Below are 16,578 nucleotides of genomic sequence, written 5' to 3'. Positions count from 1 at the left end.
GAATGAATATGAGATTAGGTATTGCAGTACTAGCTATTTTTATGCTATTAGTTTCTTGTAATGAAAAAGAGCAAAACACCAAATTAGCAGAAGGGCTATGGCGAGTTGATCTTAATGTGATGGATAATCAAGTATTACCTTTTAATCTTAAGGTTAATAAGAATGCTGATGGCTTATATAGCATGCAAATCATAAATGCAGAAGAAGTTATAGATGTGAATGAGATTGTTATTCATGGGGATTCAATAATAATACAGACACCTGTATTCGAAGGATATTTGGCAGGCACGTTTTCAGAGAAAGAAATTACTGGTCAATTTATTAAGGAAAGTTTAGATAGAATTGTTCCTTTCAAGGCAACATTTGGGGTAGAAGAAAGATTTGATTCAGAGAATAATAATGCAAGCAAAGATGTATCAGGAATATGGGAAACCTATTTCAGTCCTGATTTGGAGGAAGAATATATTGGTAAAGGTATATTTCTTCAAGATGGTAATCGTGTAACAGGTACATTTAGGACAACCACAGGTGACTATCGTTATTTAGATGGTATTATGGATGGTGATTCCTTAAAATTGTCTTCATTCGATGGTGCTCACGCTTTTTTATTCACGGCAAAAGTTACCGATTCTAGTTTGACCGGAGTTTTTTATTCAGGAAATCATTTCAAAGAACCATTTGTAGCAACAAGAAATGATGGTTACGAATTGCCAGATCCCGATTCATTGACTTTTATTAATGAAGGTTATGATAAGTTAGCTTTTTCATTCCCAGATTCTAAAGGGAAAATAATTTCGTTAAGTGATGAAGATTATCAAAATAAAGTAGTCATCGTACAACTAATGGGTACTTGGTGTCCTAATTGTTTGGATGAGAGTAAATTTCTGGTAGACTACTTAAAAGAAAATGATAATCTAAAAGTTATTGGTTTGGCATTTGAATCTGCAAAAACAGAGGAAAAGGCATTTATAGGAATTGAGCGTTTAAAGGAAAGAATTGGACTTCCATATCCAATAGTATTAGCACAATTTGGTTCTGTCGATAAAGTAGAAGCACAGCAAAAACTGCCGATGCTGAGCAATATTCTTTCGTTCCCTACAACGATATTCATTGATAAAAAAGGTGTAGTACGCAAAATTCACACAGGATTTAATGGCCCTGCTACTGGTGATAAATTTGTTGAATTCAAAAAGGATTTTGATGTATTGGTTACTCAGCTTATTAATGAATAAATAACAAACTTAGATGATGGTTGATTTTCCCAAACCGATGTTTTCATCGTTCATGTTAAAGCTACCATCTATTTCCATAATATTATCAGCTATAAAATCACCAACATAATTTGTTCCATATTTAGAACTTCCTAAAATATCTGGAGTCACTATTTTTTTCGAGAATGATTTTAAAACTGCCGCTACAACTGCGTCGGATTCTTCATTCATTTTAAAATGCTGTAATAACATGGCCATACTTAGAATAGAGGCTACAGGGTTTGCTATATTTTTTCCTTTTGCATCCGGATAAGAACCGTGAATTGGTTCGAACATAGCATGTTCAATACCCACTGATGCCGATGGCAGTAATCCGATAGAACCTGCAATTACACTACCTTGATCAGAGAGAATATCACCAAACATGTTATCGGTTAAAATAACATCGAATTGCGAAGGGTTTAAAATCATTTGTACGGCTGCATTATCTATAAAGAGGCAATCTAATATAACATCAGGATAACTTTCGGAAATAGAACGTACAACACGTCTCCAAAGACGTGATGTTTCAAGCACGTTAGCTTTATCTACTAGGGTAACTTTCTTTTTTCTAGAACGGGCAGATTTAAACGCCAAATGCGTAATTCTACTTATTTCCGCCTCGGTATAGGTACATGTATCAGTTGCTGAACTTTGGTCTTCACTTATGGACTTATCGCCATAGTAAATTCCTCCAGACAATTCCCTGAAAATTACGAGATCCGTATTTTGAACACTGATTTTAGGCAAAGGAGATTGCTTTACCAAAGAAGGAAAAACTTTTACAGGTCTAATATTTGCAAAGAGATCTAGTTCTTTACGCAATTTTAATAATCCCTGCTCTGGCCAAACCTTAGCCTTTGGGTTATCATCAAATTCTGGTGAACCTAAAGCACCGAAAAGTGTTGCATCAGAGTTTTTACAGAGTTCTAAAGTCTCATTTGGTAGTGGACTGCCAGTTTTATTTATAGCTGATGCACCAATCAAACCCTTTTTGAACGTAAAGCTATGGCCAAAAGTTTCTTCTACAGAACGAAGGCACTTAATTGATTGCGCAACGACCTCTGGTCCGATTCCGTCACCTTCTAAAACAGCGATGTTTAAATGCATAATTAGCTAATACTTTTTATATCGATGTTCGATGCTTCAATAATTTGATGAATATCATCATCTTTCACTTCTTTTCTAGAATCTGCAAACTTTAAAAACTCTTCGTAAACCATATCTAATTGTATTTTGGTTAATTCATAACCAACAATTTTAGCCCGATATGCCAATGCAGCTCTACCACTACGAGCAGTTAATACTATAGATGATTCGGTAACACCAACATCAGCCGGATCTATAATTTCGTATGTTTCTCTATTTTTTATAACACCATCTTGATGAATACCAGAACTATGTGCAAATGCATTAGCACCAACAATAGCTTTGTTAGGTTGCACCATCATTCCCATTTTACGAGATACCATTTGGCTAGTATCATAAAGTAACTTGCTATTAATAGTGGTATCTAAATTTAAATCTGGGTGTTGACGCAAAATCATTACCACTTCTTCTAAAGAAGTGTTACCGGCACGTTCGCCAATACCGTTTATAGTACATTCTATTTGTCGGGCACCATTTAAAACACCCGCAATTGAATTCGCGGTAGCCAATCCTAAGTCATTATGGCAATGACATGAAAGTATAGCTTTATCAATGCCTGTTACATTTTCTTTTAAATATTTCATTTTTGCACCATACTCATCTGGCAAGCAATATCCTGTCGTATCTGGGATATTTAGAACGGTTGCACCTGCTTTAATAACAGCTTCACAAACACGAGCTAGAAACTCATTGTCTGTTCGGCCAGCATCCTCAGCGTAGAATTCGACATCTTCTACAAAGGTTTTAGCGTAACTAACGGCAGCCACTGCACGTTCAATTATTGCTTCTCTGTTAGAATTGAATTTATGTTTTATGTGAGAGTCAGAAGTACCAATACCTGTATGGATTCTAGGCATTTTGGCATATTTCAATGCTTCAGCGGCTACTTCTATATCTTTTCGAACTGCACGCGTTAAACCACATACCGTTGCATTTTTAACGAGTTTAGCTATGGCTTCAACAGATTTGAAGTCGCCAGGACTAGAAACAGGAAAGCCGGCCTCAATGATATTTACACCAAGTAAATCTAGGCGTTCAGCAATAACTAATTTTTGCTCCATGTCTAATTTACAGCCAGGAACTTGCTCTCCATCTCTTAAGGTCGTGTCAAATATTTGTACTATATCTTTACTCATTATATTTACGTAGTTTTACTCGTCAAACGAATATATTACCTAATTCACAAAATTTATAAATTTCGTTATGTCATTTACAACGTTAAGACACTTTTTTAGGTATATAAAACACTGATTTACAATTTTTTAAACTCTTTTTTTTACGATGACAAATGCGCATAAAGATGCTTTATTCGTTTTGGTTAAATCACTATCGAAATCTGAGAAGCGTCAATTTAAGCTTTATGTTGGTCGATTAGGGGTAAACACCGATGCTAAGTTTTTGGCCCTTTTCAATTTATTGGATAAAATTAAGCATTATGATGAGAAAATAATACTAGAAAGTGGGATAGTTAAGAAAGCTCAACTTTCTAACTTAAAAGCGCACCTATATAAACAGATTTTGGTGAGCTTGCGCTTGAATCCTGTTAACCAAAATATTCGTGTACAAATAAGAGAGCAACTAGACTTTGCGACAATTCTTTATCAAAAAGGGCTGTACAAACAAAGTTTGAAAATTCTTGATAAAGTAAAAACCACTGCCATTGAGAATGAAGAAAAGAATATTGCTTATGAGATTGTTGAGCTAGAGAAAATTATTGAAACTCAATATATTACGCGAAGTATTCCGGATCGGGCAAATGAACTTGCAGTTCAGGCTAAAGAACTTTCAGGCCATAATGTAATGACAAGTAAGCTTTCAAATCTTTCTTTACAGCTCTATGGTATGATGTTGAAAGTCGGATACGTACGTAGCGATGAGGATTATCAAAAAGTGAAAACCTATTTCAATGACCATTTGCCCCTATATAACATAGAGGATTTAGGCTTCCGTGAAAAACTATGGTTATATAAAGCATATTTGTGGTATAGTTTTCTAACCCAAGATTTCCTATCCTGTTATAAGTATGCCAGTAAATGGGTAGACCTTTTTTATGAACATAAGGATATGATATACCTTAACCCTGTGTTCTTTTTAAAGGGAAATCATTACTTATTAGAATCTTTATTCTATGTACAATATAGTTCTCAATTTAAGGAAGTATTAGAACGATTAGAAAATACCATTAAGGAGAAGGAGTTTCCTGACAACGATAATATCAATTCTTTGGTATTCATGTATATAAATGCGAATAAGCTGAATTTGCATTTTCTAGAAGGAACTTTTGAAAAGGGGTTGTATTTGGTTAAGATTGTCGAATACGGTATAAACAAACATCGTGATAGAATTGATGTTCATCATGTAATGGTACTGTATTATAAGATTGCCTGCCTTTATTTTGGTATTGGCGATAACAAAACCTGTATTCAATATCTAAAGAAAATAATTGAGAATAAAAACTTGAAAATGCGTGAAGACCTTATGTGTTTTGCAAGAGTGTTGAGTTTAGTGGCTCATTATGAGGCGGGTATGGATTATCATTTAGAAGTCCAATTAAAAAGTACGTATAAATTTCTTTTAAAAATGAACGATATGCATGCCGTTCAAAAAGAGATGATCAAATTTTTAAGAAGTCTTGGTGGAATTTACCCGAATCAATTAAAGGCTGAGTTTCAAAAATTATATACTGAATTAAAGAAATATGAAGATCATCCATATGAGAAAAGGGCATTTCTGTATTTAGATATTATTTCTTGGTTGGAAAGTCATTTACAGAACAAACCAGTTTCTCAAATTATGAGGGAAAAGGCCTTAGCAAAATCTCGCTAAGGGTAGCTCATCTAGATGAAAAACAATCATATTCAACATATATTAGAAATTAATCTGGCTATGCTTTTCATAGCCACTTCAGGTGCGTTAGGTAGATATGTACAACTACCAGTGCCAGTTACAATTGGTACAAGAGCTATTTTAGCATTTGTAGTGTTGTTTCTATTCTGTAAGTGGAAAGGTTTTTCATTTAATATTTACAGAAAAGATATGCCGGTTATTCTTCTAAGTGGTGTCTTAATGGGTGTTCATTGGGTAACATACTTCTACGCATTAAAATTATCAAATGTAGCTATTGGCATGTTATCTATTTTTACATATCCTGTAATTACAGCTTTTCTAGAACCATTACTTTTAAAGACAAAATTTCAACTTGTTCATTTGCTTTTAGCTTTTTTAGTCCTTGCAGGCATGTATTTTCTTAGTCCGTCGTTAGATTTTGAAAATTCGTATACCATTGCGATAGGGTTTGGAATTTTTTCGGCTTTGGCTTATGCTTTAAGGAATATTCTTTTAAAACGAAAAGTAGCTAAGTATAATGGGTCTATACTTATGACGTATCAAACAGCTATTGTAGGTGTCATGATGTTACCATTTTTATTTACCATTGCACCCGAACGAATTTTCAGCCAATGGCAAGCGTTAGTTGCCTTGGCGGTATTGACAACAGCTATAGGACATACATTATTTTTAATGACCTTTAAGCATTTTAATATTACCACAGTAAGTATTCTAAGTAGTGTTCAACCAGTTTATGGTATTCTTATAGGGGCAATTTTTCTTTCTGAAATACCAAAAGGGACTACGATTTTGGGCGGTATTCTAATATTGAGTTCCGTAGTTATAGAAAGTGTACGTTCTAAAAAACGACCTAAATTATCTTAATTATTTCGGTGAATTAATTCCTGGTGTACTGGCACCGAATTGCGAAAAAATATTGTTGCCGAACTTAGTGAATTGCTCATTTTTAGCCATTTCACGAACTTTTACAGGATCAAAATCTCCATTGAAATATAAAAATGAACCTGTTTGGTTGTCATTGTTATAAATTAATATCTCTTTAATAGAATTCTTTTTCTCACGAACAGATACTACGTTTCGTTTTAATTCATCATTTTTTCTAAAAACTTCAATGAATGAATTCCCTGTTATACCATTCATTTGTTGGTTAAGAAACTGCGTTCTACTTGAAGTAGCACTTGGAAACTGCATGTACCTTAAATCTTTCGTAGTACCAACCAAAGCCTGCATTTCAGGTGAAATTTCACTAATCATACTCAACATAAATTGAGGTACTCTAACTGCGGTAACTTGATTGTCGTTCTTATGTGCGTTATAAAACGTATCAATAGAATTGTAACTTCCGCAAGAACTAAGTGCGAACAAAAGGATCAAAGCAATAAAATATCTTAACATGGCTATAGTATTTAGTGTGTTTAAAAATAGGGAAATTAAAGACAAGCGTTCCAAATTGGGTCATTCGGTAATGGTGCTATAATTTCTAATGGTTCTTTCTTTACAGGATGCATCAACTTTAGTTTACGCGCATGCAAATGAATACTGCCATTCTCGTTGCTTCTATTAAATCCATATTTGAGATCACCTTTAATCGGACTGCCAATTGCTGTTAACTGAGAACGTATTTGATGATGTCTTCCTGTTTCTAGGTCTATTTCTAAGAGATAATAATTATCAAGTTTTTTTATCAATCTGTAACTTAATATAGCTTTTTTACTATCATTTACCTCCTTAATGTTCGCGTAAGATTTATTTTGTTTGGTATTACGCTTCATCCAATGAACCAATCTTTTTTCTGGTTCATCTGGTCTATTTTTTACAATGGCCCAATACGTTTTTTTAGCATCTTTCTCAGCGAACATTTTGTTTAATCTTGGCAAAGCTTTCGAAGTTTTTGCAAAGACTACAATACCAGAAGTTGGGCGATCTAGACGATGTACAACCCCTAGATATACATTACCAGGTTTGTTATACTTTCTCTTTATATAAGACTTTACGGTCTCGCTAAGCGGTTTGTCACCAGTTTTGTCACCTTGCACTATATCTCCAGGTCGCTTATTGATGACAATCAAATGATTATCTTCAAAAAGTACTTGTAAATTATCTATGGTTGAATGTTCTTTATTTGACAAATAAAATAGATTTTTATTAATTAATAAGATGAAATATTCTTTCTTAGAAAGCTATTTCTTTTCGTTTGACAATCAGGAAAATAAGAATAAGTACTCCTGTGGTTACAGCTACATCAGCGATATTAAAAATTCCTGTTCGTAAGAAACCGAATTTAATCAGAAAAAAATCAGTTACTGAACCGTGTGCTATTCGATCTATCAAATTACCCATTCCTCCACCAACGACTAGAGCAAAAGCTATCAGCATTAGAAAATTTAAATTGGGTTTTGATAAGATTCTGTATAGTAGAACCAATAATACAAGAAAAGATAAACCTTGTAAAAATAGACGTTTTACAATAGGGGGAAAGTTTTGTCCGAAACCTAACATTGCGCCCGTATTTTCTACATTGGTTAAAATAAAATGCTCCCCAATTATTGGGATATATGCGCTAGGTTTAACTTCTGTTCTTGTTAATTCTTTAGAAACTTGGTCGCATCCAACAGTTAACAATACGATAGCTAAAATCCAAAATTTAGAAAAGTATGTAGCGCCTCTCATAAATTGATCGATTAGTACTGCTCGTCATCATTAGGAAAATCTTGACTTTTAACATCACTAACGTAGTTCGAAATAGCATTTCCCATTTCTTCATATAAGTTCATGTACCTACGTAAAAAACGTGGATTAAATTCATGGGTCATACCTAAAAGGTCATGAACCACTAAAACTTGTCCGTCAGCATATTTTCCGCCACCAATACCTATCGTTGGAATGGTTAGGCTCTCAGATACTTTTTTGGTTAGTTTTGCAGGTATTTTTTCTAATACTAGTCCGAAACATCCTAATTTTTCTAATAATAGAGCATCATCCATCAATTGTTTAGCTTCTTCTTCTTCCTTAGCGCGAACAGTATAAGTGCCAAATTTATAGATCGATTGTGGCGTTAAGCCTAAATGACCCATTACAGGAATACCTGCTGCCAAAATTCGTTTTACTGATTCTTTTATTTCCGCACCACCTTCTAATTTAACCGCATGAGCCCCACTTTCTTTCATAATTCGAATTGCTGAGCGTAGAGCTTCCTTAGGGTCACTTTGGTAACTCCCAAAAGGTAAATCAACCACTACTAAAGCGCGTTCAACAGCTCTTATAACTGAAGAGGCATGGTATATCATTTGGTCCAAAGTAATTGGCAAGGTCGTTTCGTGGCCAGCCATTACGTTACTGGCAGAATCACCTACTAAGATGACATCTACCTTAGCGGCATCTACAATTTTCGCCATCGAGTAGTCATATGAGGTAAGCATAGAGATTTTCTCTCCATTTTTCTTCATATCTACCAATGATTTTACGGTAACTCTTTTATATTCTTTTTTAGCTGTGGACATAGTTGTTTTTTCGTTTAAGCGCCATAAAAGTAAGGAGTTTTAATGAGAATATAGTTGAATTACAATTAAGGGTTTATCTAGGTATAACGTCAAATTATATTATTTTAGGTTTGAATTTAAAGCAACTAACATGAAACGAACGGTGATTTTCATTTTTGGATTAATGCATATGGTCGTTTTATCGCAGACCAATGAAGAATTACAGGTTAAACAAGCTGTTATTGAATTCTTCGATGCATTTCATGCCCAAGATTCAATTGCATTAAATAAAATAGTGCATCCATCAATACGACTACAAACAATTGGAATCTCTAAAGAAGGGAAGTCTATTTTAAAAACAGAAAGTTATGATGACTTAGTAAAATCTATAGTAGGTATATCTGATTCCATTGACTTTCAGGAACGTATAACCAACTATTTTATTCAAATTGATGGAAATATGGCAAATGCTTGGACGCCCTATGAATTTTGGGTTAACAACCAATTTCAACATTGTGGAGTAAATTCCTTCCAACTTTTCAAAGAAGAAAATACTTGGAAAATAATCTACTTAATTGATACACGCAGAAAAATCAATTGCTCGCCTTTATCTGAATAGTATTAGAACCTAGGTTATTTCCAAACTCTAGATTTAGTGCTGTTTGGTGTAGGAAAATCTTTTGGTATTTCTTGAGTTACTGCTCCCGTTGCCGCCCATTCTGTTCCACGTTGCAGGGTAGTAATGAATCCTGCACATTCCATTGAATAATCAAAATGACCAAGAGTTGAATGAAAAACACGCCCTTTGCCATAATTAATCGCCATAAGTTGAGCAACATTTTGGCCAAGACCTGTAATATTTGGATCCCAAGGTGGAGCGTTCTTTTCTACGTCGGCAAAGGCAGTTGCCAAAATAGTGGCATTTTCAAAAGGTCCTCTCATACGTTCGTACAATTCATCTTGTGTATGTAACCATTTGCTAGGCAAACCTTTCATAATTGGGTGTTCTGGTGCTCTTGTCGTCAATTGAAATTCATATTCTGGTCCGTGAGAACCACAAACTCCCTCCGTCGAATCTTTTACAATTTCTCCAGCTTCGTTATAATAAACATATGGTCCTGTATTTTCATCACGGCCTCCCCAAGCCCCTAAACCAATCATTTTATTGAATTCGTCCCATTCGCCCCAAGCATTATTTGCTGCATGAATGACAACTAAACCACCACCATTATCCATATAAGTTTCAAAATCTTTTCTGGTTTTTTCTGGCCATAGAGGAGATTCTGCACCCAAATTTGATATAATTACATCATAGTCCTTAAAATTAAACGAGAAGTTAGATGTTTTTATAGGGCTGTCTGAAATACTATAGGTTTTATCTGTTAATGGATATGTTTCAATGAAATAGGTATACGCTTCAGGTCTTGTTTTATTATACTTTATTCCTAACCAAACAGAATCCATTCGTTGCACATCAACTGTAAAAAGATTTGTTTCCTCTAAATAATCTTTCATCATCATTGTAGTCTTAGGCCAAACATAGTGATTGTTTTGACCGTCGATAATTAATGCTTTTAATTTGGTCGGTGGTTGTTCTGTGATTTCCTTTTTCTTCTCTCCACAGGAAATTAGTACTAAACAGAATAAGGATATTGCCATTAGTTTTTTCATGAGAGTAATTTTATGGTTGAAAAGAATTAACATAAATTCTTGACTTTAAATGTACAAGAACTTACTAAGACGACAAAAACATCACTCAGGGATATATTATTGATATATAAAGGCAATACTTTTTGCTGATGATTAAAACTGGATATAAATTAGCAGTGTAACTAAGAATAATTATTATGAAAGTACTAGGAATAGGATCAAGAATTTTACATGCAGATTTAGGTAAGGGTGTGATTACCAATGTTTCTTCAAATCAATATTGGGTGACTTTCATGGATAAAGGTTTGGAAACTATAGATATAGATACTGATTTTGAAGTTATAGAAGCCGTTAATAATGAGGTAGATACAGTAAGTTTCTTTGATGTAGAAAGTTCTTTGGTAGCTATTCTTCAGAAATGGAGCGATGCAACACAACGCGTGGCAATTGCAGACAAATGGAAAGGTGGAAATCTGATATTAGAACCAGGTGAACCAGGTATGAGTAATAAGGAAATTCCTATTAATACTTTTTTTCATAAAATAGTGATGGTGAGGGACCGTATTCGAGTAATGGAACAGAAAATAAACTCAAGTAAAAATTTAGATGACCAGGAAAAAATTGATTTACAACAATATATAACCCGAATCTATGGAAGCTTGACAACATTTAATATTCTTTTTAAAAACAAGAGCGACAATTTTATAGGGGAGAAGGGTGAGAAATAAATTACCCAGCAAATAGAGTATACGAGTTACTTTTGAACTTGTAGTGATTTTATTATTTCGTATTGCTTCTTAATTATAGCTTCATTAAAACCATGGGCAGCATTTGAAACTAAGAAATATTCTTTTCTTGGCGCCTTTATATTTTCAAAATAGGGCTTAGTCAATTTTTTAGAAGTTAAAATGTCATCGGAGCCTTGTATCAGGAAAATAGGCAAATGAAAAATCAATCCGGTTTTCTCAAAATTTATATCAGATACCATTGATTTTACACCAATATTCTTATCACCAACAAGGTTTAGAAATGAATAATCATCGCCGTTATATCGGTCTTTACTGTCTTTAATATTATCGTAAGGTGAGGCTATTTTCCACCAGTTAGTTGGACTGGGAGTTGAATTCTCCTTTTCATATTCTTTGACTATTCGTAACAGCTGTCCGTAATTCTTAGCTTTGTTGTATGGTGGGAATCCTAAATTTTCTAGTTTTTCAATAATTAATTTATCTTCCTCTTTTTTTGCTATTTCATAGACTTCGGCATAAGCATTCTTAATATTGCTAGAAAAATTTACAAACTGAGCATGACCAACATAGGCATGAAATAATTTTGGTTGTTTTAATGCCATTTTAGTGGCCAAAATTGAGCCCCAAGAAGTTCCAACGACAATGACTTTTCTTTTATTTAAATACTTTAAAAGATATTGGGTAAGTTCAATACCATCATTGGCCATTTCTTCGACACTTAATGGATTGTTTACATAAAAATCTTCAGTTATTTCTTTAGGCGCATTGTTGCCAAACGTTTTGCCCGCTCCTCTTTGATCCCAATTTACCAATGTAAACTCTTTGGCCCAATCACCATAAATATCATCTTTATATTGGCTCATAGTACTACCAGGGCCGCCATGAATAAATAGAATAACAGGATTTTTAATATCCTCGCCTTTAATTGTAATCCATTGTTCAATGTCACCAATAGGTAAAAACCTTTCTTCTATAATTTTGGTTTGGCCAAATGATATATATAAGGTCAAAACAAAACATAAAAATAATATGGGTTTAATTTTCATAAGACTTTAATGGGGTCAATTATCTAATTTGATAAACTAGTAATGTACAAAGATATTTATCCATTTCAAATGATAGCCTCATATAAGCTATGTTAACATGGGTTTTAGATAATTTGTAATTTTAAAACAGTTTTATTCGCTAACTGAAAGCGTTTTAGAGCTTTCAATTTTTCTATTACTTTTTTTCTGAAATCAGAAATATATATTTCGCCAGAGATTTATACAAAGGCTTCCGTGGTATCAAAGATTTCTGATTCGGTTTAGAAACACTATCAATTGAATGTAGGTGTTCTTGTAGAGCTTAGTTATTTAAGCTCTAGTTGTAATCTACTTATTAAAAATCCGGGCTTATACTTTATGACAGTTAAATTTATATAATTCTAAATATCAATAGGTTAATTGTAAAATCTTTTTAAAAGAATAAGTATTTTAGGTTTAAAATAACGATATGGGTCAGATTATAACATTCGGTGAGGTTTTAATGCGTATTTCTCCCAGAGGGAATAAAAAATTTATTCAATCTAATATTGTTGAATTTTATTTTGGAGGAACGGAATTAAATGTTGGTATTTCAATTTCTAATTTTGGTGGTGAAGTTAAACACATAAGTGCCGTGTCGGAAGATTTTATAGGGGACACCGCCTTAACATACATTCGTAAGTTTGGTGTTGACACCTCTTCAATAATTCAATCTAAACGCCCTTTGGGAGTATATTTTTTAGAAGTTGGTGCGGTCATTAGACCTAGTATGATTTCATATAACCGTTCGCACTCAGCATTTTCAGAGATAGAACCCTCTAAAGTTAATTGGGAAAATGCTTTAGAAAATGGAGAATGGATGCATTGGACAGGAATTACGCCTGCACTATCACAAGGTGCTTTTGATACGCTAAAAGCAGGCTTGAAATTAGCAAGAGAAAAAGGATTAGCAGTATCTGCCGACCCAACCTATCGCAGCGGTCTATGGAGGTATGGTCAAGATCCAAAAGAAGCATTAATCGAACTACTTAACTATTCCACTATTTTTATAGGTGGTGTTAATGAAATAAATGAAGTCCTTGACACAGAATTTGGTTATGGCAATGATGATTTTATTGAAGCAAGTAAACAATTAATGATTGCTTTCCCTACTATTGAAAAGGTATTCGACAAAATTCGAACCTCATTAAATTCATCTTGGCACAAAATAAGGGCTAGAATGTGGAATGGTGAAGAATTTAGAGAAACAGAAGATTTAGATATTACCCATGTTGTCGACCGTATAGGAACTGGTGATGCATTCGCTGCTGGATTAATATACGGCCTACAGAAATTTGACGATTATAAAGCTATGGAGTTTGCTAGTGCTGCTTGTGCTTTAAAACACACGTATGAAGGTGACGTTAACTTAGCGACTGTCAATGAAGTAACTAATATTTTAGGAGGTAATATTACAGGTCGTCTAGTTCGGTAATAGAGAGTTTAAACTATAACACTAAATAAGTCTTATAATTAGACTTATTTAGTGTTAATTGTATCTTATGTACTTTTTAATGTATAAATGATTTTATTTTTTAAAGAATGCAGTTTCTATTATACTTCGTAGTGAACAATAATTTCATTATCTAAACTTACCTAAGTAGATATAGTAAATTCAGTGCAGGTTCTGTAAATTTTTTCTATAAAATTCATATAGGCCCTTATATTATTAACTCCAATTTGATCTTTTGAAAAGGTAGAGACATTTGGCTATCGAATAGTGTCAAAAATACTTGTTAAGGTGTTTGATAAATTTCCCAATAAATGCCATAAAAATCTGTTCCATCACCAACTCCATCAATACTAAACTTCGCAGATATATTTTGAGTAAAACAATTCACCGGTTATTCCACCAAATAAAAAGAAACATATAATCTTAATTTTAATGTCTCCTTGATTTTTTCAGTGTGTGGGTAAGATTTACGAAAGAATAGTTGAAATGGTTTAATTCTTAAATCGGTAAATAGTCCAGTTAAATGAGTTGTTCTTACGATATATCTAGAAATTTTAGAGATGAAATAATTTTGTAGACCCATGGCAAATAGAAGTAAAGAAACAATAACATAAGGATATCTTATTTCGGTAGCATTTACTTACGATTCAATAACTGTTGATAAAACAAAAGCGTTTAATTTCTTGTTTTCTCAAAACGTTTGGATAATAAAGCATGAAGCAAAAGAACCGTATAGGAAAGAAAAAATACAGAGTAAGTAAATTGTTCCTTTCCAAAACTCAAAATCATCACCATTGAACAAAGCAAAATGACTGTTACCATCAGTTGTTAACTGGGTAAAAGTTAAAAACCCTGTTAACATGCGCGATTCCAGCTACAAATGAGAAGATAGTTACAATTTGCAAATTATTTTTTTTCAGTCTTTAAATTTTAACTAATACCAAGTTGTATAGACCTATTAAACTTTTAAGAAGATAGCTTCATTAAAGTTCTATAAAGTCTTTGTTATTATGATAATTAAGATGTGGTTGTTCAAAGAAACTAAAATTATAAAAAGGAAAAATCATTATTTAAAGACTCTTATTAAATGTTTTATTATTAATTTTTTTTTAAGTTAAACTCATTGATTATGAGTAAATTAAATTTTACTTTTATATTAATGATAAATCTTTTAAAATGGCATTATTAAAACAAATAAAGGACAAGGGTTCACATACGTTAGTAACATTTACAATTGGGGAAAATGAGGCTCCTAGCTCATCAAATGTATTATTGCTTGGTGACTTTAACAATTGGCAAAGTAATGACAGTTCTTTTCAAATGGAAAAAAAAGGCAATACTTATGTGAAGAGTTTAAAACTAGAGAACGGAAAACGCTATGAGTTTCGCTATTTAAGTGATGATAAAGGATGGTTCAATGATCATGCGGCTGATGATTATGTGTCTTCACCATATTCAGGTATTGAAAATAGTGTTGTTGACTTAAGTGTAGTACCTCAAAAAAAGATAGTAGTAAAGAAAACCATTAAGATAACAACATCCAAAACGGTTAAGAAAGCTAAAAAGGATGATTTGAAAAAGATTGAGGGTATAGGTCCTAAAATAGCCTCTATACTAACTGAAAAAGGTATTGGTGATTTTGAAAAATTAAGTAAAGCATCTGTAAAAGTTCTAGAGGGAATTTTAAAAGAAGCAGGCCCACGATATTCAATACATAAACCAGGTTCTTGGCCAAAGCAAGCTAAATTGGCAAGTGCAGACAAATGGGATGAATTAAAAAAACTGCAAGATAAATTAGATGGCGGTAAGTAATTTCTAGAGTGATTAGGATGTATTGCAATTAAGTTAGTAACGATATATCAAATAATGTTATATTCTTGCTTTGAATTGTTTACCATCTTATGTACATCTTTTCAGTAAAATTTTACGGTTTATTAAAACTTATTTAGCGTAATTGTTTTATTTGTTAAATTTAGGTTTTAAACCGCTTCTTTTTTCTCTGAAAGATACTTCCAATACCTTTTTGGTACATGTTGCACATGTAGTTTTGTGTTTATACGTGATTTTATGGTTGTGCTTTTAAAGTAATTGTTCCAAAGATCTTGATATTCATATTCTGTATCGTTGAAAACATTACTCTTATCAACTTGATTTGTATGAACGTCAGTAAGGTCTAATGATATGATTTCAACTCTTTCCAAATCATAAAAAAGTCCATATTTACGTTTCACATCATAAATAATCCATTGTTGGTCAGCATAACGATTTCTAAAATGTTTGGATATTAACGGAAGAACATCAAAATCAGGTTCAATATTCGCAAAGTAAACATCATCTTTTGTTAATTGAAAACGAACAAATGCTTCCATTCGATGTTTCTCTCTGCCTACTTTATGAGCAAGCTGATTAATTTTTAAAACACAATCATCGCTAAAATCTGTAGTTCCCTTGTATGTACCTCCCATTAATTTTTGAACGTAATGGTAGAGTAGGGCTTCTACATTATTTTGTTCACTTAAGAATGCAAAGTAAATATTCTTTATGGCGCTATTGCTTTTTTTGTGAACACCATTCCAAACACGTTGTGCTTTTTCAACGTTAGTAAATATTATTTCTGTTTCGGCAAATAAACCACTTTGAATTTGTCCTTGCCGTTGTATGTCGGCTTGATGTAATTTTTGTTCAAAGCCTATAAAAATAGCTGTTAGAAATCCATTAAAGCTACCATCGTAAATTAGGGTTTTTATAGTATTCATAAGTACCATTTTAAAAATTAAATAATAACACACGGACTAAAATTTTTAATCGTTTTTTTAGCTTGCTTTTAAACATTACCACATGATACCCTAAAGCCAAAATTTGAATCTGACTTCGCTCTAAGAGTGAATAAGAAATAGCGTAATTCGATACGTGTAAAGTGTTATTCAGGTTTTTCAT

At 33.0% G+C, this 16,578-nt stretch carries 17 protein-coding genes; 7 read left to right on the top strand and 10 right to left on the bottom strand.

Features of this window, described 5'->3' with window-relative positions; all coding sequences use genetic code 11:
* The first annotated feature begins 8 nt into the window (after positions 1-8).
* Entirely contained in the window at positions 9-1,232 is a 1,224-nt protein-coding gene (locus tag AAC084_RS04440; RefSeq protein WP_339837454.1) for a TlpA disulfide reductase family protein, read from the top strand.
* Positions 1,233-1,241: 9 nt separating this feature from the next.
* On the opposite strand, the gene leuB is transcribed toward AAC084_RS04440, so the two are convergent.
* Positions 1,242-2,360, bottom strand: coding sequence for a 3-isopropylmalate dehydrogenase (leuB, locus tag AAC084_RS04435; protein ID WP_339837452.1), 1,119 nt, complete (start codon positions 2,358-2,360; stop codon positions 1,242-1,244).
* A gap of 2 nt (positions 2,361-2,362) precedes the next feature.
* Positions 2,363-3,535 carry a 2-isopropylmalate synthase gene (locus AAC084_RS04430; RefSeq protein ID WP_339837449.1) on the bottom strand — a complete coding sequence of 391 codons (1,173 nt, stop codon included), beginning with the start codon at positions 3,533-3,535 and terminating at the stop codon, positions 2,363-2,365.
* A gap of 145 nt (positions 3,536-3,680) precedes the next feature.
* Between AAC084_RS04430 and AAC084_RS04425 the strand changes: the two genes are divergently transcribed.
* Positions 3,681-5,225: a hypothetical protein gene (locus AAC084_RS04425; RefSeq protein ID WP_339837447.1), complete on the top strand. Its 1,545-nt coding sequence runs from the start codon at positions 3,681-3,683 to the stop codon at positions 5,223-5,225.
* Between the two features lie 15 nt (positions 5,226-5,240).
* A complete protein-coding gene (locus AAC084_RS04420; RefSeq protein ID WP_339837444.1) occupies positions 5,241-6,110 on the top strand; it encodes a DMT family transporter in 870 nt (289 codons plus the stop codon).
* Here the strand turns inward: AAC084_RS04420 and AAC084_RS04415 are convergent, their stop codons facing one another.
* The 4 genes from AAC084_RS04415 to panB are packed head-to-tail and all read right to left on the bottom strand — an operon-like array spanning position 6,111 to position 8,746.
* Entirely contained in the window at positions 6,111-6,641 is a 531-nt protein-coding gene (locus AAC084_RS04415) for a DUF4252 domain-containing protein (protein ID WP_339837441.1), read from the bottom strand.
* Positions 6,642-6,676: 35 nt separating this feature from the next.
* Positions 6,677-7,375, bottom strand: coding sequence for an RluA family pseudouridine synthase (locus AAC084_RS04410; protein WP_339837438.1), 699 nt, complete (start codon positions 7,373-7,375; stop codon positions 6,677-6,679).
* A gap of 43 nt (positions 7,376-7,418) precedes the next feature.
* Complete coding sequence (gene lspA, locus AAC084_RS04405) at positions 7,419-7,916, bottom strand: signal peptidase II (RefSeq protein ID WP_339837436.1); 498 nt, start codon at positions 7,914-7,916, stop codon at positions 7,419-7,421.
* A gap of 11 nt (positions 7,917-7,927) precedes the next feature.
* Positions 7,928-8,746 (bottom strand): 3-methyl-2-oxobutanoate hydroxymethyltransferase, encoded by an 819-nt coding sequence (gene panB / locus AAC084_RS04400; RefSeq protein WP_339837434.1) that lies wholly within the window; start codon positions 8,744-8,746, stop codon positions 7,928-7,930.
* Positions 8,747-8,876: 130 nt separating this feature from the next.
* Between panB and AAC084_RS04395 the strand changes: the two genes are divergently transcribed.
* A complete protein-coding gene (locus AAC084_RS04395) occupies positions 8,877-9,344 on the top strand; it encodes a nuclear transport factor 2 family protein (RefSeq protein ID WP_339837432.1) in 468 nt (155 codons plus the stop codon).
* Positions 9,345-9,358: 14 nt separating this feature from the next.
* On the opposite strand, the gene AAC084_RS04390 is transcribed toward AAC084_RS04395, so the two are convergent.
* Positions 9,359-10,396, bottom strand: coding sequence for a ThuA domain-containing protein (locus AAC084_RS04390; RefSeq protein WP_339837430.1), 1,038 nt, complete (start codon positions 10,394-10,396; stop codon positions 9,359-9,361).
* 176 nt (positions 10,397-10,572) lie between these two features.
* On the opposite strand from AAC084_RS04390, the gene AAC084_RS04385 reads away from it, so the two are divergent.
* Positions 10,573-11,103, top strand: coding sequence for a hypothetical protein (locus tag AAC084_RS04385; RefSeq protein ID WP_339837427.1), 531 nt, complete (start codon positions 10,573-10,575; stop codon positions 11,101-11,103).
* Positions 11,104-11,129: 26 nt separating this feature from the next.
* Here AAC084_RS04385 and AAC084_RS04380 read toward each other — a convergent pair whose 3' ends face one another.
* Complete coding sequence (locus AAC084_RS04380) at positions 11,130-12,170, bottom strand: alpha/beta fold hydrolase (protein ID WP_339837425.1); 1,041 nt, start codon at positions 12,168-12,170, stop codon at positions 11,130-11,132.
* Positions 12,171-12,618: 448 nt separating this feature from the next.
* Here AAC084_RS04380 and AAC084_RS04375 point away from each other — a divergent pair, with 448 nt between their 5' ends.
* On the top strand, positions 12,619-13,623 hold the full coding sequence (locus AAC084_RS04375) for a sugar kinase (RefSeq protein WP_339837422.1): 1,005 nt from the start codon (positions 12,619-12,621) through the stop codon (positions 13,621-13,623).
* A 409-nt stretch (positions 13,624-14,032) separates the two neighbouring features.
* On the opposite strand, the gene AAC084_RS04370 is transcribed toward AAC084_RS04375, so the two are convergent.
* Entirely contained in the window at positions 14,033-14,224 is a 192-nt protein-coding gene (locus AAC084_RS04370) for a DUF1275 family protein (protein WP_339837420.1), read from the bottom strand.
* A 593-nt stretch (positions 14,225-14,817) separates the two neighbouring features.
* On the opposite strand from AAC084_RS04370, the gene AAC084_RS04365 reads away from it, so the two are divergent.
* A complete protein-coding gene (locus AAC084_RS04365) occupies positions 14,818-15,453 on the top strand; it encodes a helix-hairpin-helix domain-containing protein (protein ID WP_339837417.1) in 636 nt (211 codons plus the stop codon).
* Between the two features lie 167 nt (positions 15,454-15,620).
* Here the strand turns inward: AAC084_RS04365 and AAC084_RS04360 are convergent, their stop codons facing one another.
* Positions 15,621-16,397, bottom strand: a complete 777-nt coding sequence (locus tag AAC084_RS04360) for a TIGR03915 family putative DNA repair protein (RefSeq protein ID WP_339837414.1) — start codon at positions 16,395-16,397, stop codon at positions 15,621-15,623.
* Between the last annotated feature and the right edge of the window lie 181 nt (positions 16,398-16,578).

This window comes from uncultured Maribacter sp. (assembly GCF_963977385.1).
Taxonomy (GTDB): domain Bacteria; phylum Bacteroidota; class Bacteroidia; order Flavobacteriales; family Flavobacteriaceae; genus Maribacter.
The sequence above is the reverse complement of the archived record's forward strand: the minus strand, read 5'-3'. Positions and strand labels throughout refer to the sequence as shown.